The sequence below is a fragment of the Pseudoalteromonas sp. BSi20652 genome, assembly GCF_000239855.1.
GTDB lineage: Bacteria > Pseudomonadota > Gammaproteobacteria > Enterobacterales > Alteromonadaceae > Pseudoalteromonas.
Genome location: NZ_BADT01000062.1, coordinates 1 through 19,291 on the forward strand (window position 1 = coordinate 1; position 19,291 = coordinate 19,291).

At 38.3% G+C, this 19,291-nt stretch carries 20 protein-coding genes and 3 pseudogenes; 16 read left to right on the top strand and 7 right to left on the bottom strand.

Translation table 11 applies throughout. The features are described 5' to 3' along the window. Positions 1 to 53 precede the first annotated feature (53 nt). Complete coding sequence (locus P20652_RS12695) at positions 54 to 1,559, bottom strand: capsule assembly Wzi family protein (RefSeq protein ID WP_008167178.1); 1,506 nt, start codon at positions 1,557 to 1,559, stop codon at positions 54 to 56. A 211-nt stretch (positions 1,560 to 1,770) separates the two neighbouring features. Here P20652_RS12695 and P20652_RS12690 point away from each other — a divergent pair, with 211 nt between their 5' ends. Beyond that, entirely contained in the window at positions 1,771 to 2,841 is a 1,071-nt protein-coding gene (locus P20652_RS12690; RefSeq protein WP_008167180.1) for a glycosyltransferase, read from the top strand. Beyond that, positions 2,841 to 3,926: pseudogene (locus P20652_RS17695) on the top strand (glycosyltransferase). The gene P20652_RS12690 and the pseudogene P20652_RS17695 overlap by 1 nt, the downstream one beginning before the upstream one ends. Positions 3,927 to 3,942: 16 nt before the next feature. Here P20652_RS17695 and P20652_RS12685 read toward each other — a convergent pair. Further along, entirely contained in the window at positions 3,943 to 4,671 is a 729-nt protein-coding gene (locus tag P20652_RS12685) for a 3-deoxy-D-manno-octulosonic acid kinase (protein WP_008167185.1), read from the bottom strand. 122 nt (positions 4,672 to 4,793) lie between these two features. On the opposite strand from P20652_RS12685, the gene P20652_RS12680 reads away from it, so the two are divergent. The 6 genes and pseudogenes from P20652_RS12680 to glpG all read left to right on the top strand — a co-directional run bounded on the left by P20652_RS12680 (position 4,794) and on the right by glpG (position 10,318). Beyond that, positions 4,794 to 5,852: a glycosyltransferase family 9 protein gene (locus tag P20652_RS12680; protein ID WP_008167187.1), complete on the top strand. Its 1,059-nt coding sequence runs from the start codon at positions 4,794 to 4,796 to the stop codon at positions 5,850 to 5,852. Then, the gene (gmhB, locus tag P20652_RS12675) at positions 5,852 to 6,415 is read left to right on the top strand and encodes a D-glycero-beta-D-manno-heptose 1,7-bisphosphate 7-phosphatase (RefSeq protein ID WP_008167188.1); all 564 of its coding nucleotides are present in this window, start codon (positions 5,852 to 5,854) and stop codon (positions 6,413 to 6,415) included. The genes P20652_RS12680 and gmhB overlap by 1 nt, the downstream gene beginning before the upstream one ends. A gap of 169 nt (positions 6,416 to 6,584) precedes the next feature. Continuing rightward, a pseudogene (locus P20652_RS17700) lies at positions 6,585 to 7,777 on the top strand (glycine C-acetyltransferase). A gap of 49 nt (positions 7,778 to 7,826) precedes the next feature. After that, positions 7,827 to 8,851 (top strand): annotated as a pseudogene (tdh, locus tag P20652_RS12670) (L-threonine 3-dehydrogenase). A gap of 334 nt (positions 8,852 to 9,185) precedes the next feature. Then, positions 9,186 to 9,503 carry a thiosulfate sulfurtransferase GlpE gene (gene glpE, locus P20652_RS12665; protein ID WP_008167196.1) on the top strand — a complete coding sequence of 106 codons (318 nt, stop codon included), beginning with the start codon at positions 9,186 to 9,188 and terminating at the stop codon, positions 9,501 to 9,503. After that, on the top strand, positions 9,500 to 10,318 hold the full coding sequence (glpG, locus tag P20652_RS12660; RefSeq protein WP_008167198.1) for a rhomboid family intramembrane serine protease GlpG: 819 nt from the start codon (positions 9,500 to 9,502) through the stop codon (positions 10,316 to 10,318). Before glpE ends, glpG begins: the two co-directional genes overlap by 4 nt. 11 nt (positions 10,319 to 10,329) lie before the next feature. Here the strand turns inward: glpG and P20652_RS12655 are convergent, their stop codons facing one another. Then, positions 10,330 to 10,728, bottom strand: a complete 399-nt coding sequence (locus P20652_RS12655) for a flagellar basal body-associated protein FliL (RefSeq protein ID WP_008167200.1) — start codon at positions 10,726 to 10,728, stop codon at positions 10,330 to 10,332. A gap of 154 nt (positions 10,729 to 10,882) precedes the next feature. On the opposite strand from P20652_RS12655, the gene P20652_RS12650 reads away from it, so the two are divergent. Continuing rightward, on the top strand, positions 10,883 to 11,434 hold the full coding sequence (locus tag P20652_RS12650) for a chorismate lyase (RefSeq protein WP_008167204.1): 552 nt from the start codon (positions 10,883 to 10,885) through the stop codon (positions 11,432 to 11,434). After that, positions 11,431 to 12,309: a 4-hydroxybenzoate octaprenyltransferase gene (ubiA, locus tag P20652_RS12645; protein ID WP_008167206.1), complete on the top strand. Its 879-nt coding sequence runs from the start codon at positions 11,431 to 11,433 to the stop codon at positions 12,307 to 12,309. The genes P20652_RS12650 and ubiA overlap by 4 nt, the downstream gene beginning before the upstream one ends. Before the next feature lie 10 nt (positions 12,310 to 12,319). On the opposite strand, the gene P20652_RS12640 is transcribed toward ubiA, so the two are convergent. The 3 genes from P20652_RS12640 to P20652_RS12630 form a co-directional block, all read right to left on the bottom strand. Continuing rightward, positions 12,320 to 12,940 (bottom strand): 2OG-Fe(II) oxygenase, encoded by a 621-nt coding sequence (locus tag P20652_RS12640; RefSeq protein WP_008167209.1) that lies wholly within the window; start codon positions 12,938 to 12,940, stop codon positions 12,320 to 12,322. 92 nt (positions 12,941 to 13,032) lie between these two features. Continuing rightward, entirely contained in the window at positions 13,033 to 13,917 is an 885-nt protein-coding gene (locus P20652_RS12635; RefSeq protein WP_008167211.1) for a LysR family transcriptional regulator, read from the bottom strand. 347 nt (positions 13,918 to 14,264) lie between these two features. Next, positions 14,265 to 14,699, bottom strand: a complete 435-nt coding sequence (locus tag P20652_RS12630) for a DUF2721 domain-containing protein (protein WP_008167214.1) — start codon at positions 14,697 to 14,699, stop codon at positions 14,265 to 14,267. 83 nt (positions 14,700 to 14,782) lie between these two features. Here P20652_RS12630 and P20652_RS12625 point away from each other — a divergent pair, with 83 nt between their 5' ends. Genes P20652_RS12625 through tsaD form a run of 3 tightly spaced genes read left to right on the top strand, consistent with a single transcriptional unit; the run spans position 14,783 to position 16,771 of the window. After that, a complete protein-coding gene (locus P20652_RS12625; RefSeq protein ID WP_008167216.1) occupies positions 14,783 to 15,136 on the top strand; it encodes a DUF2007 domain-containing protein in 354 nt (117 codons plus the stop codon). Then, positions 15,129 to 15,719 (top strand): YjaG family protein, encoded by a 591-nt coding sequence (locus P20652_RS12620; protein ID WP_007584732.1) that lies wholly within the window; start codon positions 15,129 to 15,131, stop codon positions 15,717 to 15,719. Before P20652_RS12625 ends, P20652_RS12620 begins: the two co-directional genes overlap by 8 nt. A 38-nt stretch (positions 15,720 to 15,757) precedes the next feature. Next, positions 15,758 to 16,771 carry a tRNA (adenosine(37)-N6)-threonylcarbamoyltransferase complex transferase subunit TsaD gene (gene tsaD, locus P20652_RS12615; protein WP_008167219.1) on the top strand — a complete coding sequence of 338 codons (1,014 nt, stop codon included), beginning with the start codon at positions 15,758 to 15,760 and terminating at the stop codon, positions 16,769 to 16,771. 11 nt (positions 16,772 to 16,782) lie between these two features. Here the strand turns inward: tsaD and plsY are convergent, their stop codons facing one another. Next, positions 16,783 to 17,394: a glycerol-3-phosphate 1-O-acyltransferase PlsY gene (plsY, locus tag P20652_RS12610; protein WP_008167221.1), complete on the bottom strand. Its 612-nt coding sequence runs from the start codon at positions 17,392 to 17,394 to the stop codon at positions 16,783 to 16,785. A gap of 230 nt (positions 17,395 to 17,624) precedes the next feature. On the opposite strand from plsY, the gene folB reads away from it, so the two are divergent. From folB to P20652_RS12595, 3 genes are read left to right on the top strand one after another with little or no spacing between them, the layout of a single operon-like run. Then, on the top strand, positions 17,625 to 17,984 hold the full coding sequence (gene folB / locus P20652_RS12605) for a dihydroneopterin aldolase (protein ID WP_008167224.1): 360 nt from the start codon (positions 17,625 to 17,627) through the stop codon (positions 17,982 to 17,984). Continuing rightward, positions 17,985 to 18,473, top strand: coding sequence for a 2-amino-4-hydroxy-6-hydroxymethyldihydropteridine diphosphokinase (gene folK / locus P20652_RS12600; protein WP_008167225.1), 489 nt, complete (start codon positions 17,985 to 17,987; stop codon positions 18,471 to 18,473). Continuing rightward, positions 18,470 to 19,270, top strand: coding sequence for an undecaprenyl-diphosphate phosphatase (locus tag P20652_RS12595; protein WP_008167227.1), 801 nt, complete (start codon positions 18,470 to 18,472; stop codon positions 19,268 to 19,270). Before folK ends, P20652_RS12595 begins: the two co-directional genes overlap by 4 nt. The last annotated feature ends 21 nt before the right edge of the window (positions 19,271 to 19,291 follow it).

The window sequence follows — 19,291 nt, forward strand, 5'->3', positions numbered from 1 at the left end:
AAAGGGATGAAAACACTGTTTTCATCCCTTTTTATTTTTAATAAGGTAACTTATTAAAAATTGAATTCGTACTTAGCAAATGCAGAAGTATCGTTTTCAGCATCGTCATTCTGAGTGGCAAATGCGCCTAATGTTAAACGACCACCCATGGCAATTTTTCTATAGCGTAACTCAAATTGCTTAGAGTTATAACCTGTTTTAGTAATAGTATTACCTAAATCAGGGTTGTTTCCATAGCGGTCAGTATTGTCACTGTTATAGTCAACACTTCGAAATTTCACTTGCCAATCATCACCGTTTGAAAGTTGGCCTAAAACGGTCAGCACTAACGATTGTGTGTCGTTATCAAAGGTTGAGCCTATAGTACGGCCCTGATAACGGTAGCCTGATTTGTAGTCTATATGCTCGTAGTAACAGTTTTTACGAGTTAACAACTCAGTACATGTTACACCGGTGTCAATATACTCTGCATTAAGCAGAATATTTTGATTGTACAGGCGCTGGTTTGTTTGAATACCAAAAAGGTATGCTCTGTCAGAAGGCTTAAATTGTGAACTTGCGTCTTCACCTATTGTGCTCGCGTAAATAGCATAAGGTTGGTTAAAAAGCGTATCAGACCAGCGAATATCAATCCCCGCTAACTGGTTACCTATTTTAGACTCGAATTGACTGTCACAACTATCACTTCCATTTGTGCAAGTTGTTTGGCCAGTTATGACATCAATAAAGTCGCCTGCTGAGCCCGGTTGGCCGTCTCCTGCCCATTGTGCAGACCAGCTAAGTGCAATTTCTAATTGTTGAATAGGGCGAAAATTAACACGAGTACTCCAAAGTAAAGCATCAGGAATAGCACGCGTAGACTCAAGTTTAGCCATTTGTGCGGTAAAGCCCCATTGACCAATCCAGCTTAACCATGGTGCTTCAAAAGCAGTACTTTTTTCTCTGGTTACACTTAGTGCAGGTAAAGGTTTCGCATTGCCAGACATAATTAAGCTGTTATCAACACCAGGCCCCCAAAATTGTTCAACAGCACCGGCTCTAAAAATCCAATTACCTAAGCGGTAAGCTAAGTAACTATCGTCAAGTGAGGTATCGTTACAATCGGTTAAAGCTTGCTCATCAGTAACTATATCGTCAGTCGTTTTTCCATCAACTAAACATTTTTTACCGTCTTTTCTATAATTTACGGCTACTTTAGCTGCAAAGTTATCGCCTAAATAAGCGTAAGCTGCTGAAAGCTCTGTTTCTTGTGTATTTGTTGCACCAAAGCTTGTTGCTATGATTGGATCTGTGGCTGCAAAAGCTGATAATTGAAGACTATGCGAGCTGCTATTTTCTGATTTATATCGATGTTTAACGCGAAGTAAAGCATCTTGTAAGCTTGGAGATAATTGCTCCAGCGGCATGTTTTGCACATCACTTATAAAACTTTTCCACATAAGCGGATAGGTATTTACAGGAGCTAAAATAACACCGCCATCAGCTAATTGTTGAATATCAGCTCTTAGACCATAATCATCAGGTTTTACCCATGGCTCAGCATTAACTGATGCGCTCATAGCGCAAAAAAGAGTAGAAAGTAGAAAAATTCTGTTTCGCAAAGTTCAGATCCTTGTGATTAAGATTGCGGTTAAGTTTATCAACCTAAGCCTGTTATTGCAGTAAATAATCAAATTTATAGAGCTAATTTAATATATTAAAATGTAACCTAGCTATCGTAATAAGTATCTGATTGGTATACTGGAGTTCAAATAGGACATTGAGAATGCAATGAGCAGCAAACGACTTTTATTTATTCCCGTATCATCACCAGAAGGCATTGGTGAATATATGCGCTCGTTGTTGTTGGCTCAAAGTTTAAAGGCAGAACTTGCAGATTCTCTCGATATTCACTTCATATTAAATAAGCATACAACCTACGCAAAAGAGTGTCCTTTTGAAGCCACATTACTTGAACATTCAGCGACTAAAGAGCTTGATTCTGTTTGCGACTTTATAGAGCAATTTAAACCTGACGTCGTTGTTTTTGATTGTGCAGGACGTTCAGGGCATATGAAAGCGGCTAAAAAAGTAGGTGCCAAAGTCGTATTTATTTCTCAGCATGCAAAAAAGCGTGCAAAAGGTTTAAAACTTAATAGGGTTAATTTAATAGATACTCACTGGGTTGTGCAACCCGATTACTGTATTGAGCCACTGACATGGGCTGAAAGTGCGAAGTTAGACATGTTTCCCTTGGCACATCCTCGCAATGTAGGTCCTTTTGTTGCATTTGCCTCTTGTCAGCAAAAACATGATGTTTTAAATCGCTACAATTTAGTACCTGATGGTTATTTTATTGTTAATGCAGGCTCAGGCGGGCATATATTAAATAATCTTAATTGTGCTGATGTTTACTTTAAAGCCGCGCTTAAAATTACTAAGCACACTGGTTTAAAAGCAGTTGTTGTGTTTGGTCCAAATTATAACAAAGCCATTCCGAAAAGTGATGAGGTTACTTGTTTAGCAAGCCTGCAAGGAACCGACTTTTTGGCATTAATGAGCCAAGCTAAAGTCGCATTACTCAGCGGTGGAGATACTTTACTGCAAGCAATTGCAGTTCAAACCCCCGTTGTGGCATGTGCTATCTCAAAAGATCAAAATACACGTTTGGATCATTGTGTTAATACAGGTGTTGTAATAAAAGCAAATCTTGATATTGATGAAATCACTACTAAAATAGCTCAGGTTATTAACGATCCTTTCTATAATGAATTCGTTGCTAAATATAGTCAACTCGATAATACACATAGCTTCGATGTGATCACTAATGGCATAAAAAATATGCTTATAGGGGATCGCTAATGAATATAGTGATTGTAATTGATTCACTAGTGGGTGGTGGTGCTGAAAAAGTAATGCTTACTTTGGCTGAAAAAATGGCGAAACTACAGCACCGTGTCACTATATTATCTCTTGCAAGCAACGCTGAGTATGATATTCCTGATATAGTTAAAGTGGATAGCCTTTTTCCTGATAGGGCATCTAAAGTAGATAGGTTCTGGCAGCGAAAAAACAGTATTTTGAGATTAGAAGCGTGGTTTGAAAAAAACAAAGCGAGCTGGGCAATATTGATTTAGTGCTTTCTAATCTTGATAGAAGTAATAACTTGCTCGCGCGTAGTAATATCAAAAATGTTCATTTTGTTATTCACAACTCAGTTAATGCAGAACTTGCACGTACAAAAAAAGTTAGGTCCATTTTCATATTTATACCTTAAAAAAAGTAAGCAAAATTTAAATGGTAAATCACTTATTTGCGTATCAAAGGGTGTTGAAAAAGAAATAACACAAGGGGATTTAATTAACCCAAGTGCAATTGCGACTATTTATAACCCGTTCGATTTTGAAAAAATAAGACAGCAAGCAAATGAGCAAAATAACAATATCCCAAATGAGCCTTACTTAATACATGTAGGAAGACTCGCCAAACAAAAACGCCACGATATATTATTTGCAGCATTTGCAAAGCTTGATAAAAAATACAAGTTAGTCCTTTTATGTAATAAACAGGCTAAAGCGCTAAAGCTTGCACAGCAATACGGCATAGAAAAACAGTTAGTAGTGCCAGGATTTCAACAAAACCCATACAACTGGATTAAGCATGCCAAAGCTTTAATGTTGAGCTCTGATTTTGAAGGACTTCCAACGGTATTAATTGAGGCTTTAGCGGTGGGTACTCCGGTGGTTAGCACTAATTGTACATTTGGACCAAGCGAGATATTAACAGGCGAGCTAAGTAAATATTTAGTACCCGTTCAGCAAAGTGAGGCATTAGCCAATGCTGTTAAGCAGGTAATGGCAGATAAGACAAATGTAGAAAACGCTGAAATTCTAAAACAAGTACAGGCAGAGCAGGTCGCTCTGCAGTATTTAGCATTGGCTAACTAAGTCAACTTATATTAGGTTAACTTATATTGGCGAGTGCTTTGAGGTAGTTGCTATGCAGAGTTTGCCAGTCAGTCGCTTGCCAATTAAATGACTCGTTTCGACCTTGTTCTTTTAAAAATGAGCGTTCAAGACGTGCCATATTACTTTGTTGCCACTGCGCATTAGGTGTTTTTATTTCACCTCTATCAAAGTCGATAATATACACATCACCAGTATCATCAAACAAAATGTTATTAATGTTTAAATCGGCGTGATACACACCTTTTGAATGAAACAGCGCTATTGTTTTAGCAATGCCCTCTAACTCATCTTCGGTCAATGGGCGTTCAATTAATATGTCGAGTACACTTTTAGCGCCTTTAACAGCCTCGGTAATAATATCACCACGGTAAATTAATCCGCTGCGGGTTACTTTAGCTGCAATAGGGGTTGGTACGTTTAAACCAAGCTCTATAAGTTTACTCATTAGGCTAAACTCTTTATACACACGGGTTTGTTCAAGCCCTGGGTATAAATATTGATCGCTTAGCAATTTACCTACTAAGCCACCGCGCCAATAATGCCTAAGTACGGCTGTTAATTCGTCTTGCTTAAAAAACCACGCAGTTGCTCGACCTTTTTTAGCGCCCACAATTTTATTTTGTTGTTGCCAATAATTTGCATCAAACCAATCGAGGGTAATTTGGCTCGTGTATTTAGGGTGGCTTAATACAGTGTGGTTGCCTTGCACGTGTTGTTTAAACATAGCTCTGTGTAATTGCTAAATAATGTGCCTATATTAGCGCGTTTTAAAGCGCAGGATAAGTGCTTGCAATAGCGTGATTATAATTTAAGATCGGCTTTTGTATTTAATACCTAAGGGAATGTGTGACTCAAGCTCCTAACTATTCATCTATTTGTATATTAAGACTCTCAGCCATTGGTGACGTATGTCATGGTGTGAGTGCTGTACAAGCCATTCAAAAAGCACACCCTAATGCAAAAATTACGTGGGTTATTGGCAAAATAGAAGCCATGTTACTTGCTGACTTGCCGGGCGTTGAGCTGGTGGTATTTGATAAAAAACAGGGTAAAGCAGCCCTTAAAAGCTTAAAGCTACGCTTCAAAAACCAAAAATTTGATGTGCTACTTAATATGCAAGTTGCACTAAGAGCTGGATTTGTAGCGCGCTGTATTCCTGCAAAAGTAAAAATAGGGTTTGATTGGGCACGTTCAAAAGAATTGCACAGCTTGTTTATTAATAAACGAATAGAGCCACAAGCTCAGGCGCATGTGCTTGAAGGCTTTAAAGGTTTTGCAAAAGCCATTGGTGTTGCTGATTATAAACCGAGTTGGAATATGCCATATACCGAGCAAGACCAAGCAGTTGCAGATGAGTTACTAACACCAGAATACCTAACTAATAAACTATTAGTAATATCGCCCGCAGCTAGTAAAGCACAGCGTAATTGGCTCGCTGAACGTTATGCCGCATTGGCTGATTATGCAAATGGGCAAGGCTTTAAAGTGGTATTGACAGGTGGTCCAACAGAGCTTGAAATTAACCTAGCAAATAGCATTGTTGAGCACAGCAACACGCCGATTTTAAACTTGGTGGGTAAAACGAAACTCAAAGAATTGTTGTGCGTGTTAAAGCGTGGCAGCTTAGTGCTTGCGCCCGATACAGGTCCTGCGCATATGGCGGTGACAGTTGGTACGCCCGTTATCGGTTTGTACGCACACTCAAATCCTGCTCGAACAGGTCCTTACTTATATCAAGACTACGTGGTTGAGGTTTATCATCAAAATTTGCTTAAGCAAACCGGTAAAACGGCTGAGCAAGTCTCGTGGGGTACGCGCGTAAAAGGCGATGATTTAATGAGCCAAATTACAGTTGGTGATGTAAAAGCGATGTTTGACCATGTTGTACAAAAAGAGTCTTTGTAATGAATGTACAACAAAAAAATAAAGCGCTTTTTTTAGATCGAGATGGCGTGGTAAACGTTGATCATGGTTATGTGTATCAAAGCGAAAAATTTGAATTTATTGATGGTGTTTTTAGCACTTGTAAAGCATTTTATGATGCGGGCTATAAAATCATAATCGTTACTAATCAATCTGGAATTGGTCGAGGCTATTACAGCGAAGCTGATTTTTTAGCACTAACTGATTGGATGAAAGCCCAATTTAGTGCCCACAGCATTGAAGTTACCGATGTGTATTTTTGTCCGCATCACCCTAAAAAAGCGCACCTTGAATATTTGAAAGAGTGCAGTTGCAGAAAGCCTGCGCCAGGTATGCTATTACAAGGTATACAAGAGCATAACATCGACCCTGCTTGCAGTATTATGGTGGGTGATAAACTCAGTGATATGCAGGCTGCGAAAAAAGCGGGCATCACTAAACGCGTTTTAGTGCGTTCAGGGCAAAGCTTTGACGAAAGCGCTAAGCAAGAAGCTGATTTAATTATCGATTCTATAAACAGTTTACCTGCACTTTTAAATACATAAATAAACTAAACAGATTAGCCTGTAAACTGGCAGGAATTCCTTCCAGTTTAGGCCGTTTGCGACGAACTGCAAACCGTGCATTTTCCCCATTAAACTTTTACAATACCCCCCATAATAAACAGTCGCTTAAATGTGGTTGTTTACCCGTTCAAATATATGGAGAACCTAGATGAGAGCATCTGCTTTTTTTAGCCAGCTACAACAGCAAATTGAAGACGTAAAAACCGAAGGTTTGTATAAAAGCGAACGTATTATTAAGTCCCAGCAGCAAGCCCAAATCGAAGTTGCGTCAGGTAAAGTAATCAACTTTTGTGCTAATAACTACTTAGGTTTAGCTAATAGCCCAGAGCTAATTGAAGCTGCGCAAAACGGTTTAAATAATCATGGTTTTGGTGTTGCGTCTGTTCGTTTTATTTGTGGTACGCAAGATATCCATAAAACACTAGAGAAAAAATCAGTGAGTTTTTAGAAACAGAGGATACTATTTTATATTCTTCATGTTTTGATGCAAACACAGGCTTGTTTGAAACCATTTTAGGCGCAGAAGACGCTATTATTTCTGATTCATTAAATCATGCATCAATTATCGACGGTGTACGTTTGTGTAAAGCCAAGCGTTTTCGTTATGCAAATAACGATATGGCTGATCTTGAGAAGCAACTTATTGCAGCAGATGAAGCAGGCGCTAAAACTAAACTAATTGCTACCGATGGCGTATTTTCTATGGACGGCGTTATTTGTAATTTAGAAGCAGTGTGCGACTTAGCCGATAAATATGATGCACTTGTAATGGTTGATGACTCTCACGCAGTGGGCTTTGTTGGCGAAAACGGTAAAGGTACACCTGAGTACTGTAATGTATTAGACCGTGTAGATATTATCACCGGTACATTAGGTAAAGCGCTGGGTGGCGCATCAGGTGGTTATACATCGGGTAAAAAAGAAATTGTTGAGTGGTTACGTCAGCGTTCACGCCCATATTTGTTCTCAAACTCATTAGCTCCTTCAATTGTTACTGCATCAATTAAAGTACTCGAAATGCTTGAAAATGGCGGCGAGCTTCGCGCTAAACTTTGGTCAAATGCTAAATATTTCCGAGGGCAAATGGAAGCTGCTGGTTTTACGTGTGCAGGTAAAGATCATGCAATCATCCCAGTAATGCTGGGAGATGCAAAAGTAGCCTCGTTAATGGCTGATAAGCTACTTGCTGAAGGTATTTACGTAACCGGATTTTCATTCCCAGTAGTACCAAAAGGGCAAGCCCGTATTCGTACACAAATTTCAGCGGCGCATAGCATTGAGCAACTCGATATTGCTATTGATGCATTTACCCGTATTGGTAAAGAAATGGGCGTTATTTAATTTTATTTGAAGCCGAAGCCTCGCTTCGGTTTTTAGTTGAGTGTGAATTATGAAAGCATTATCTAAATTAAAAGCAGAACCGGGCATTTGGATGACAGATGCACCAAAGCCAGAAGTGGGTCATAACGACTTACTGATTAAAATTCGCAAAACAGCTATTTGTGGTACCGACGTACATATTTACAAGTGGGACGAATGGGCAAGTAAAACCATTCCAACTCCTATGGTTGTTGGTCACGAATATGTTGGTGAAGTTGTTGATATGGGACAGGAAGTTCGTGGTTTTCAGGTTGGCGACCGCGTATCGGGTGAAGGCCATATTACGTGTGGCCACTGTCGAAATTGTCGTGCTGGGCGTGTACATTTATGCCGTAATACAACGGGTGTAGGTGTAAACCGTGAAGGTGCATTTGCAGAGTATTTAGTTATTCCTGCATTTAATGCATTTAAAATTCCAGATAACATTTCTGACGAACTGGCTTCTATTTTTGACCCATTTGGCAATGCAGTTCATACCGCATTGTCGTTCGACTTAGTTGGCGAAGATGTGCTTATTACTGGTGCCGGCCCAATTGGTATTATGGCAGCAGCTGTAGCAAAACACGTTGGTGCTCGCCACGTCGTTATTACCGACGTAAACGAATACCGCCTAGATTTAGCACGAAAAATGGGCGCATCACGTGCTGTAAACGTGGCAAGCGAAAAACTTGAAGACGTAATGAAAGAGCTAGGTATGACAGAGGGCTTTGATATTGGTCTTGAGATGTCAGGTGTGCCAAGCGCGTTTAATTCAATGCTTAATAACATGAACCACGGCGGTAAAATTGCCATGCTAGGTATTCCACCCTCTGATATGGCGGTTGATTGGAACCAAGTTATTTTAAAGGTTTAGTGATTAAAGGTATTTACGGTCGCGAAATGTTCGAAACGTGGTACAAAATGGCAAGTTTGATTCAATCTGGCCTTGATTTAAATCCAATCATTACACATCAGTATTCTGTGGATGACTTCCAAGCTGGCTTTGATATGATGATTTCAGGTCAGTCAGGTAAAGTAATTTTAAACTGGGATTAGTTCCTAACTAAATTACAAGAAGGGCGGCTCTAGGGCCTGTTGACCTTTCAGGATTAAAATTTGTTCAATCTAGGGGCTATTTAATCGCGGCGCGAGGTTTGTGACCTAGTGGGCTAAGTAAAAGCCGAGCAACAAAGAGTAAATTGCCCCTAGGCAGAACCCTTCGGGCAGCGTATGTTTGGCATTTGTGCTACGTTATCGCCTATTTATGGGGAATAACCACACTACATAGGCTCTGCCTTGCCTAAATACCAAACATACTGCTGCAAATTTAACCTCGAAAGATAAACAGGCCCTAGCCGCCTTTTTTATACTATTAATTAAAGAGACTTTAATGGCATTTAAACATATTTCTATAGCGCAAACGTTAGAACTTCTAGATAAAGAAGACGTTGTAATTGCAGATATTCGCGATCCAAATTCGTATCAAGCTGGTCGTATTCCAGGTTCAGAAGCACTTTCCAACGGTAATATTGCACAATTTATGATGGAAAAAGAATTCGATCAGCTAATTATTATTGTGTGTTACCACGGTATGAGCTCTCAAGGCGCAGCTAGCTATTTAGTTGAGCAAGGTTTTGAAGACGTTTACAGTATGGATGGCGGCTTTACAGCTTGGGAAGCGTCTTACAGCGAGAAAGTAGAGCGATGATAGAGCTTGGCAGTTTAAATAACCCGCGCGCCGCACAGGGCTTTATAGATTATTTAAAAAGCCAAGGTTTAGATGCAAAGATACACTCGGCAGATGGCAGTAATGCCGTTATTAGCGTAACTGAGGAGGACTTTCATCAAGTTCAGCCGTTATGGGCTGAATTTACACAAAACCCTAATCATGAAAAATACCAGCAAGCATCTTGGGATGTAGGCAGCACGCAATCGCCGCTTAAATATCAAGGACAATCACTTAATCTAATAGCCCGTTTTAAAGCGCTCAGCTGGCTTAACCAAACTGTTAGCATATTAAGTATTGTTATTTATATTGCTTTTTTATTGGGTGGATTTGATGAGATTTATACAGCTCTGCAATTTAATCCAACACAACCACTTAGCTGGCTAACTCCCGCACTTGTTCACTTTAGCACGATGCATATTGTGTTTAATTTAATTTGGTGGATGTCGCTTGGTGACAATATCGAAAAGCAATGCGGAAAATTAAGCTTAATAGGCTTGTTTTTAGTGACTGCACTTATAAGTAATTGGGCACAATACTTAATGGTTGGTCCCAACTTTGGCGGTTTGAGTGGCGTAGTATATGGGTTACTTGGTTTTTGTTGGATTCATAGCTTTTTAAATCCGAACAAACCTGCGCTGGTTAGTACGGCTATTGTTGGTTTTATGTTGATTTGGTTAGTGCTTGGTTTTGCAGATGTATTGTTTGTAGGTATGGCTAATTGGGCGCACTTAGGTGGGTTAGTTAGCGGTATAGCTTTCGCCTACACCGCCAAAATATTTAATGCAAAAAATTAACGTTTAAACCATTAATGATATAAGTATTTAGTGAATAAGACTTCACGGATGATCTCTTGTCCTGTTTCTTCTTTTAACAGGCTCTTTAGTTTTTCTATGCACTTTGCGCGTATTTCTTCTCGACCCGTAAGAGATTTTATTTTTTCTTCAGGTTCTTTAGATAAAATTTCTACTAAAGCGTCACGTAATAATGGTGTGTGGTGTTCTACTACAGCAATGTCTGAAGTATTATTAAGCATTAGATCTATGGTTACGCGCACATAGCCCATTTTCTTACTTGATGCGCCAATGTAGTTAGTAATTATATCTGGCTCAAAACCGAAATAACCAACGGTTGATTCAGCTCGTGCTGTAAAGCTTATAACGCTTACAAAGACTGTAAAAAAACCTGCGTATACTATTTTTTTCATATTTAAAGCGTTTCCAAAAACCTGTTGCAAATAGTTTATACTTAATAGTAGGCAATAAACAGCGCCACGCAATTATTTATGGTTATAAAACATCACTTTTTCAAATGCTTTGGCAATGTTATTATTACACTGATTTTTATTGAATTGAGCTGTTGTGACTACTTTCCCTATTTCTTTATCCGCCAATTGGCAGTGCACATCAAAAGTCGGTGGCCTATCTTCTTCAGAACGAGAGTGGCTTTTTGAGCCTCATTCATTAACGGCTAAATTAAAAAGCAGGGCGCAAATATTTAGTGTAAAAGTGCTTAGTGAGCAGGTTTTTAATTTGACCGTTGAGCAAAAAGTTCTGCTTAATTGCAAAGCTTCATCGGCATTAAATCGAGAGGTGCTTTTATTGTGTGATAACATTCCTATGGTATATGCGCAAAGCTGGCTGCCGGATAACCAGCGATCTAATCAATTAAAAAACCCTCTACATAATATGGGTGAGCGCCCATTAGGTGATGTTATTTTTCAAAACTCCGATCTTGTGCGAAAAGGGATAGAGGTGGCTCGTTTTGATACACAACACTCAATACAGCAATTAGCAGAACAACTAAACCTACCAGCACAAAAGTTATTGGGTCGACGTAGCGTATTCTCACTCAAAGATTATAATTTTTTAGTCTGTGAAGTGTTTTTACCTGGAGCATATCTTTACTCATGAAATTAGCCTCTTTGACAGTAAAACATATTCCTTACTATATACAGCTAATGCGCGTAGATAAGCCTATTGGTACCTTATTGTTACTTTGGCCTACGTACTGGGCTTTGTGGCTTGCTAATAGCGCAATGCCGAGCCTGATAAATTTTATTGTTTTTACGCTCGGGGTTATTGTTATGCGAAGTGCTGGGTGCGTAATTAATGATTTTGCGGATAGAAAAATAGACGGCTCAGTTAAGCGTACGGCTCAACGGCCACTTGCGTCAGGATTAATAAGTGGCGCTGAGGCAATCAGTTTATTCGTATTATTAATCGTTATTGCGTTTTTATTAGTGTTAATACTTGGTATTAATACTATTTTACTTTCGTTTGGTGCATTAGCATTAGCCTTTTGTTACCCATTTATGAAGCGATATACACAACTACCCCAAGTTGTACTTGGCGCTGCGTTTGGTTGGGCTATTCCAATGGCTTATATGGCATCAATAAATGCAGTGCCTTCACAGGCATGGCTGTTATTTATTGCTAACATTTGTTGGACAGTTGCTTATGACACTATGTATGCCATGGTTGATAGAGATGATGATTTAAAAATAGGGGTTAAATCTACCGCTATTTTATTTGGTCAATACGACCGTCATATCATTTTTTTACTGAATGCTATTTTCATAACTATAATGGCTTTTATTGGTTTTGTTAATGAGTTATCGATTATATTTGGGATTGGTTTAGGGGTTGCAGCAGGTTTACTAATTTATCAGCAAGGGTTGATTCATCAACGTAAGCGAGATGACTGTTTTAAAGCATTTTTGAATAATCATTATGTTGGCTTAGCTATTTTTATTGGTTTATTGTTTTCATATCCAATCACATTTTAATCAGTTGTGTTTACCTTGGTGGGTCAATGATACCGCTTATAGATGCATTTTTTCTAAACCACCCCGCGATTGAATAGCGTTTATCTATAGCGGGTAAGACTTCGTGAACAAAGCGTTCGCTTTCAAATAATATTAAGGTGCCAGCTGTAGGTTTAATAGTTATTTCTATTTCTTTACTTTTAGGTTTGTAAATAACAAGCTCACCACCTTCATTTGGCGTGTTTAAATAAAAAACACTCGTAATAACCCTGTTGGATCGACCTTTAAAAGCATCTACATGCTTTTTATAAAAATCGCCATGCGTATATTTTGCATAGTGACATTCATAATCAAATAGCCCCATAAAAAAAGTACGATTGAGTGTTGTTTTAATATTTTCCATAATTGCTTGATACGTAAGTTGTGCTTGAGAAGTACCATCAAACCAATAAGTTTTATCTTTACGGATAGTATCGTCAATTTGAAGGTTGCTTTGGCGACCAATACCAGCGAGTGTAAAGTGTGGGTTTATACGATAACAGTCGGCCATTAAATCAGCAATAAGTTGCTCATCAATAGCGCTGTGAATAATGCAGTAGCCCTGTTGTTCTATTTCAGATAGGTAATTTTCGTAGGCTGGTAGGTTTAGCATGCATATCAGTTATTTTTTAAGGTGCGACAGTGTAGCCGAAAATATTTCAAAAGCTATCACTTTTTGTCGCACACATTTTAAAATAATGTTGTTTAATTAATTGCAGTTGCAGCTTTTTTTATAAGCGACAATAAATGTTCTACATGCTCGCTAACGGCTGTTTGTTGGCTAGTTTGTATTATTAGTTGTTCATGGCTTAAATCTTTATTCGTCTTTAATTGAACTAGCTCAAAATGTTCAGCCACAGTATTTGCATGCTCTATACTTGCAATAGCAAAATGATTTGATTTAACAAGGCCCGCCATAACTTGCTCAATATTACCGACTTTTATGCTTGATGATTTGTTTAAAGAGTCAATTGCCTCATTAAGCATAGTTTGCACTTGTTTCGACTGGGAAAAACAGCCAAACATAGGATAGCTATCTAAATCGTGTTTACTAATATCATTTTTATGGACAAGAGGATGGTCTTTAGAAACAAATAAAATTAGCTGATCGGGTAAATGTATATCACTACCAATGCTATTAATAGCTTGAGAGTATACGCTAATGTCTATTTCGCCTTGCTGAAGCTTTCGGGTAAGTTCGTGCTGTTCTTGTAATTGCATCTCTATTTTTACATGTGGGTATTGTGCTAAAAATTGCCCACAAGAAACGGGCACTATACTGCTAGCTTTGTTTGTATAGCCAATAATTAGTTTTTCGTTATTATTACCATTTATTGATTGAGAAATTCGTTTTTTGGTTTTTTCTAGTTCTGAAAGAGTGTTTTTAGCGTAATCAAGAAATAGCTCGCCTTCGGGGGTCAATTTTACAGAACGAGTAGAGCGTGTAACTAGCTCATATCCCATTTCATCTTCAAGTGTTTGAATGCTACGTGTAAGCGCTGAGGTACTAATTTTAGTTTGTTCTGCAGCTTGTCTAAAGTGGCGTAAAACACCAAGTGCTAAAAATTGTTCTAATTGTTCAAATCTCACTTTATAGTCCCTTTTTATAAGTAAGTCGGATGTAGCTAACATCGGTTATATTAATTTTATCTTTATGATTCTGTAAAATTTAATATTGAAATGTGTATGCAAATTTATGATAATTTTGCTCAGGATAGACCTCTTTTTACATTAATCAAAGAGGTAAAACGTTAAATCGTATTATCCCTTAGATTTAAAGCTAATGATTTTTTACTTAGTTAACCTTATCCGTAAATTAAATGCCAAAACACATAAAAAATGCTTAAATTAGATTTATCGTTCTAATTAATGAAAAAGTATGCCACAAAGTAGGTCATCGATTAAGCATAAATTAACATTGGTTGCCTAATTATTGATTAATCGGTTTTGTTTTTTACAAAGTTACGGTTAATGCGATTACTTAATGGCTTGTTTTCTATGCTTTGTAATTCTATTTCAATTGCATCACATGAAATATGAATCTCAAATAAAGACGTTAATAACGATAAACTTAAGCACGCTAAGCTAATACCAAATAAAATGATCCCAGCAGTATTAAATTCAATAAATAAAGCAAACATTGATAGTGTACAAAGTAAAAAAGATGCCACACCATAGACCTGCATTGTTCTTATTAGGTTTATTCGTTTTCTTAAATTAGTAATTTGAGCCACTACAACCGGTCTAATAGATTCACCTTCACGTGCGTTTAACTCCCTAATTAATTGCGCTAAAACTAAAAATCGGTTTGTATAGGCTAGTAATAACAACGATATGGCTGGAAACAGTAAGCCAGGGGTTGTGAGTGTCATGTTTATTCCTTAAAAATGCAGCATGTTAGTATGCTAGTAATTTAACGTAGGATATTGGTAACACAAAATAAATGAGGTGAATATTGCAAAATACTAATAATAAAGGTTCAACAGATAGCTCTTTTCAATGGGTTACAATCTATAAAGCCGAAAATACCCTTGAAGCTAATATTGTTAAAGGCTTAATACTAACAGCGGGAATAGACTGTAAAATTAAAGGAGAGATGCTCCAAGGCGCATTGGGAGAAATTCCGTTTGATCAAGCACAAGTTAGTGTGCAGGTTTATGCGATAAAAGAGCGCCATGCGCGCCAAATATTGGTAAACTATCAACAAGTAAAACAATCCGCTCCAGATTGGGTATGCCCTAACTGTAATGAGCATAATGGATCAACATTTGATTTTTGTTGGTCGTGTGAGACGTTAAAGAATGACTAAAGCAAATAATTTTCAGCGTATTAGAGAGCTTAACTATTTACAAAAAGCCGTTTTAGCGAGTGCTTTAATAGAGCGAATGCTGCCAAATTACGGTTTGTTTAGCGAGGCAACGGGATTTGGTGATGAAACCTTACTTCGTAATTCGCTTAATGTTTGTTGGGAAAAAATATTACTGCCTAAAAGTAAAATAGATCTCGAAAAACAAGTTGAAAAAATAGAGCCGAATGTTCCTGAACTTGCTGATTTTGATATGTTTGGTACTTACCCTGCTATTGATGCTGCAACGTCTTTACTTAGTTTAATGCACGGTTTAATGGCGCAAGATGAGCAAGAGTTCATTAGTGTCAGCAAAATATCTCAAGCAACTGTGGCTCGTTTTATTGAATATCAAATGACGGTTGAAGGTGAGGTTGCAGATAATACAGCCGTTAGAGAGCATCCATTAATGCAATACGAAATTGAAGTATTAGGTGAGCTAATTGATTTTGTAGAAAATATGGGGCGTATTACCTCTGATAGCGTAAAGGCACTTAAAAAGTTTGCTCTAGAAGATGGCCAAACAAATATTGGTCTTACGTTATAAAAACAGCGAAGTAAAATTTTAAAGGCAGGAGAAGTACAGTGCGAATTTTAGGCATTGAATCGTCATGTGATGAAACGGGTATTGCAATATACGATGACGAAAAAGGCTTGTTAGCTCATCAATTATATAGCCAAGTAAAAGTACACGCTGATTATGGCGGTGTAGTGCCGGAGCTTGCATCGCGCGATCATGTGCGTAAAACGCTACCACTTATAGACGCAGCATTTGCACAAGCAGGTTGTGGCCCTGAAGATTTAGATGGAATTGCTTATACCGCAGGCCCAGGTCTAGTTGGCGCATTACTGGTAGGCACTTCTATTGGTCGCTCATTGGCATACGGTTGGGATATTCCTGCTGTTGCTGTTCATCACATGGAAGGGCATTTACTTGCACCGATGCTTGAAGAGAATACCCCAGAGTTTCCGTTTATTGCATTGCTTGTATCGGGCGGTCATACCATGATGGTTAAAGTAGCGGGTATTGGTCAATACGAAGTGTTGGGTGAGTCTGTTGATGATGCTGCGGGCGAAGCATTTGATAAAACGGCTAAGTTACTTGGTCTTGATTACCCCGGTGGTCCGCGCTTAGCTAAAATGGCCGAACAAGGCGTTGCTAAACGCTTTATTTTTCCTCGTCCGATGACCGATAAACCTGGTCTCGATTTTAGTTTTAGTGGCTTAAAAACAGCGGCATCTATTACAATCCGTGAAAATGACAGTGATGAGCAAACTAAGGCTGATATAGCGCATGCATTTCAAACAGCGGTTATTGATACATTAGTTATTAAATGTAAGCGCGCGCTTAAACAAACAGGCATTAAGCGTTTAGTAATCGCCGGTGGCGTAAGTGCAAATACGCAACTGCGTCTTCAGCTTGAACGCGTAATGAAAGGTATGAAAGGCGAAGTTTTTTATCCGCGTACTGAGTTTTGTACCGACAACGGCGCTATGATTGCTTATGCGGGGATGCAGCGTTTAAAAGCAGGTCAGTTTGCAAGTCTTGATATGAAAACAAAGCCTCGCTGGCCTATAGATAGCCTTGAGCCGATTTAACGACTCTGCTATTAATTATTTTTGTTTTCATCAGTGGGTGCTTTTTTTGCGCCCACTTTTGGTTCTTCACCACTGAATAAGCGAATGATGTTAGTACGATGACGGAATATAATTAATAAAGTAATAAAAGTTACAGGCAATGTATAGAGTGGTTTTATCAGCCATGTATACAGCGGGGCTAGAGATACAGCAACAAGCGCTGCAAGTGATGAATAGCGTGTTATTGCTACTATAATTAGCCAAGTGCAAATAAGTAAGCCAGCTAACGATAAGCCGATTGGTAATAAAGAACCAAATGCAGTCGCGACCGCTTTACCCCCTTTAAAGCTAAAAAATACTGGGTACATGTGGCCTAAACACGCTGCTACGGCAACTAGACCCAATGCTAATGGCTCGAGCTTTAAAAAATAGGCTCCCCATACCGGAATGGTGCCTTTTAAAATATCAAAGATTAAAACCAAGCAAGCCGGAAATGCTCCGCCTAATCTATAAACATTTGTAGCTCCTGGGTTGTTAGAACCACTATTACGAGGGTCTGGGAGTTTGAACAACCGCGACACTAAAATAGCCGACGAAATCGACCCAAGTAAATAAGCTAAAACAAACATTATAGTGGCTAACACGCGCTTCCTTATTTTTTAATTGCTATACCAATTGATAGTGCTTTTAGGCTATTATTGGCAGCAAAATTTATCGTAAAAATTATTAACAGGCTATTTAATAGCTAGTTTAGTTATTTTGCTATTGTAGAAGTTATTTTTACATATTTAAACACTGGCTAAACCATATACAGTATTAATTTTATTGATGCTTAGTATAGTTGCTTAGTAGTTTGTTGTTATTTGGAGTATCAATGGATAAGGTTTTTATATCTCAATTGCACGTCGACACTATTATTGGAGTGTACGACTTTGAAAAAGAAAGTAAACAGAGCCTTTATTTTGATATTGAAATGCTCAGCAATATTAAGCCTGCAGCCGCAAATGACGATATTAATTTAGCACTGGACTACTCAAAGGTCAGTGAACGCGTTATTGAACACAGCACTGCAAAACCTGTTGAGTTGCTAGAAACTTTAGTTGAGCAGTTGGCTGAAATTATTTTAAGCGAGTTTAATACGCCACAAGTTACTATTAGAGTAAGTAAACCTGCGGCAGTAGCGCAAGCACAAACTGTGGGTGTTGAAATTACACGTGTTAAGGCAACTGACTAAATGGCTCAAATTTATATCAGCCTGGGGTCAAATATAAATAAGGCGCATTATATACAATGTGCATTAATTGCACTTAAGCAGCACTTTGAGCACATTGTGCACTCGTCTGTTTTTGAAAGTGAAGCAGTTGGGTTTGCTGGCAATAATTTTTATAATTCAGTAGTTGGCGCTACAACTGATATGTCGCTTGTTGATGTATGCGCTTTATTAAAACAAATAGAACGTGATAATGGGCGTACAGCAAACGATAAAAAATTTAGCCCGCGTACGCTCGATTTAGATTTACTATTTTATGATGACATAATTAGCGACTCCCCAGCGCAGTTACCACGTGATGAAATAACTAAAAATGCATTTGTATTACAACCTCTGAGTGAGGTTGCCCCAGATTTTTATCATCCTGTAGCCAAGCAAACGATTGCGCAGTTATGGAATGAATATAATAATCCTCAACAAAAACTATGGAAGGTGGAGTTTTCTAACCCATGAGTATCATCGAAATAATTATTTTAGCCCTTATACAGGGATTTACTGAGTTTTTACCAATATCGAGTTCTGCGCACTTAATTCTACCATCGCAAATTTTGGGCTGGGAGGATCAAGGGCTTGCGTTTGACGTAGCAGTACATGTTGGTACTTTAATTGCGGTTGTTATTTATTTTCGCAAAGAGGTCGTCGACATACTCAGTGCGTGGTTTAAATCCTTTGGTGCTCAGGGTACTACTGATGATAGTAAATTAGGCTGGTGGATAATTTTAGGCACTGTGCCTGCCGCTATTTTAGGCTTACTTTTAAAAGACTTTATTGAGTTGTACCTCAGAAGTGCTTGGGTAATTGCTACCACCACAATTGTGTTTGGTTTATTGCTTTGGTACGCGGATGCAAAAGGTAAGCAAATTAAAACTATTTATCAGCTCAATTGGAAAACAGCGCTTATTATTGGTTTTGCACAAGCGGTAGCTATGATACCGGGGACTTCTCGCTCAGGTATTACGATGACTGCTGGTTTAATGTTGGGTATGAATAAGCAAAGCGCAGCGCGTTTTTCGTTTTTACTGGCGATTCCGATTATTTCTATGATGGGGCTTTATTATATTGCAGAACTTGCACTAGGTGACCATGTAGTTGATTGGAATACATTGTTACTGGGTGTGGTGCTATCGTTCTTATCGGCTTATGCATGTATATTTATGTTTTTAAAAGTAATAGAGCGAATGGGTATGTTGCCATTTGTAATATACCGTTTATTACTCGGTGTAGGTTTGATTGTATTTTTATCGTTATAAAAAACTTAATTAGTAAAACCC

Coding starts and splice junctions, on each gene's coding strand:
- P20652_RS12690 (WP_008167180.1), top strand. CDS start 1,771: ATGAGCAGCAAACGACTTTTATTTATTCCCGTATCATCACCAGAAGGC.
- P20652_RS12620 (WP_007584732.1), top strand. CDS start 15,129: ATGACTAAAGCAAATAATTTTCAGCGTATTAGAGAGCTTAACTATTTA.
- P20652_RS12640 (WP_008167209.1), bottom strand. CDS start 12,940: ATGCTAAACCTACCAGCCTACGAAAATTACCTATCTGAAATAGAACAA.
- P20652_RS12595 (WP_008167227.1), top strand. CDS start 18,470: ATGAGTATCATCGAAATAATTATTTTAGCCCTTATACAGGGATTTACT.
- glpE (WP_008167196.1), top strand. CDS start 9,186: ATGGCATTTAAACATATTTCTATAGCGCAAACGTTAGAACTTCTAGAT.
- folB (WP_008167224.1), top strand. CDS start 17,625: ATGGATAAGGTTTTTATATCTCAATTGCACGTCGACACTATTATTGGA.
- P20652_RS12685 (WP_008167185.1), bottom strand. CDS start 4,671: ATGTTTAAACAACACGTGCAAGGCAACCACACTGTATTAAGCCACCCT.
- gmhB (WP_008167188.1), top strand. CDS start 5,852: ATGAATGTACAACAAAAAAATAAAGCGCTTTTTTTAGATCGAGATGGC.
- P20652_RS12630 (WP_008167214.1), bottom strand. CDS start 14,699: ATGACACTCACAACCCCTGGCTTACTGTTTCCAGCCATATCGTTGTTA.
- P20652_RS12655 (WP_008167200.1), bottom strand. CDS start 10,728: ATGAAAAAAATAGTATACGCAGGTTTTTTTACAGTCTTTGTAAGCGTT.
- glpG (WP_008167198.1), top strand. CDS start 9,500: ATGATAGAGCTTGGCAGTTTAAATAACCCGCGCGCCGCACAGGGCTTT.
- folK (WP_008167225.1), top strand. CDS start 17,985: ATGGCTCAAATTTATATCAGCCTGGGGTCAAATATAAATAAGGCGCAT.
- ubiA (WP_008167206.1), top strand. CDS start 11,431: ATGAAATTAGCCTCTTTGACAGTAAAACATATTCCTTACTATATACAG.
- P20652_RS12695 (WP_008167178.1), bottom strand. CDS start 1,559: ATGAGCGCATCAGTTAATGCTGAGCCATGGGTAAAACCTGATGATTAT.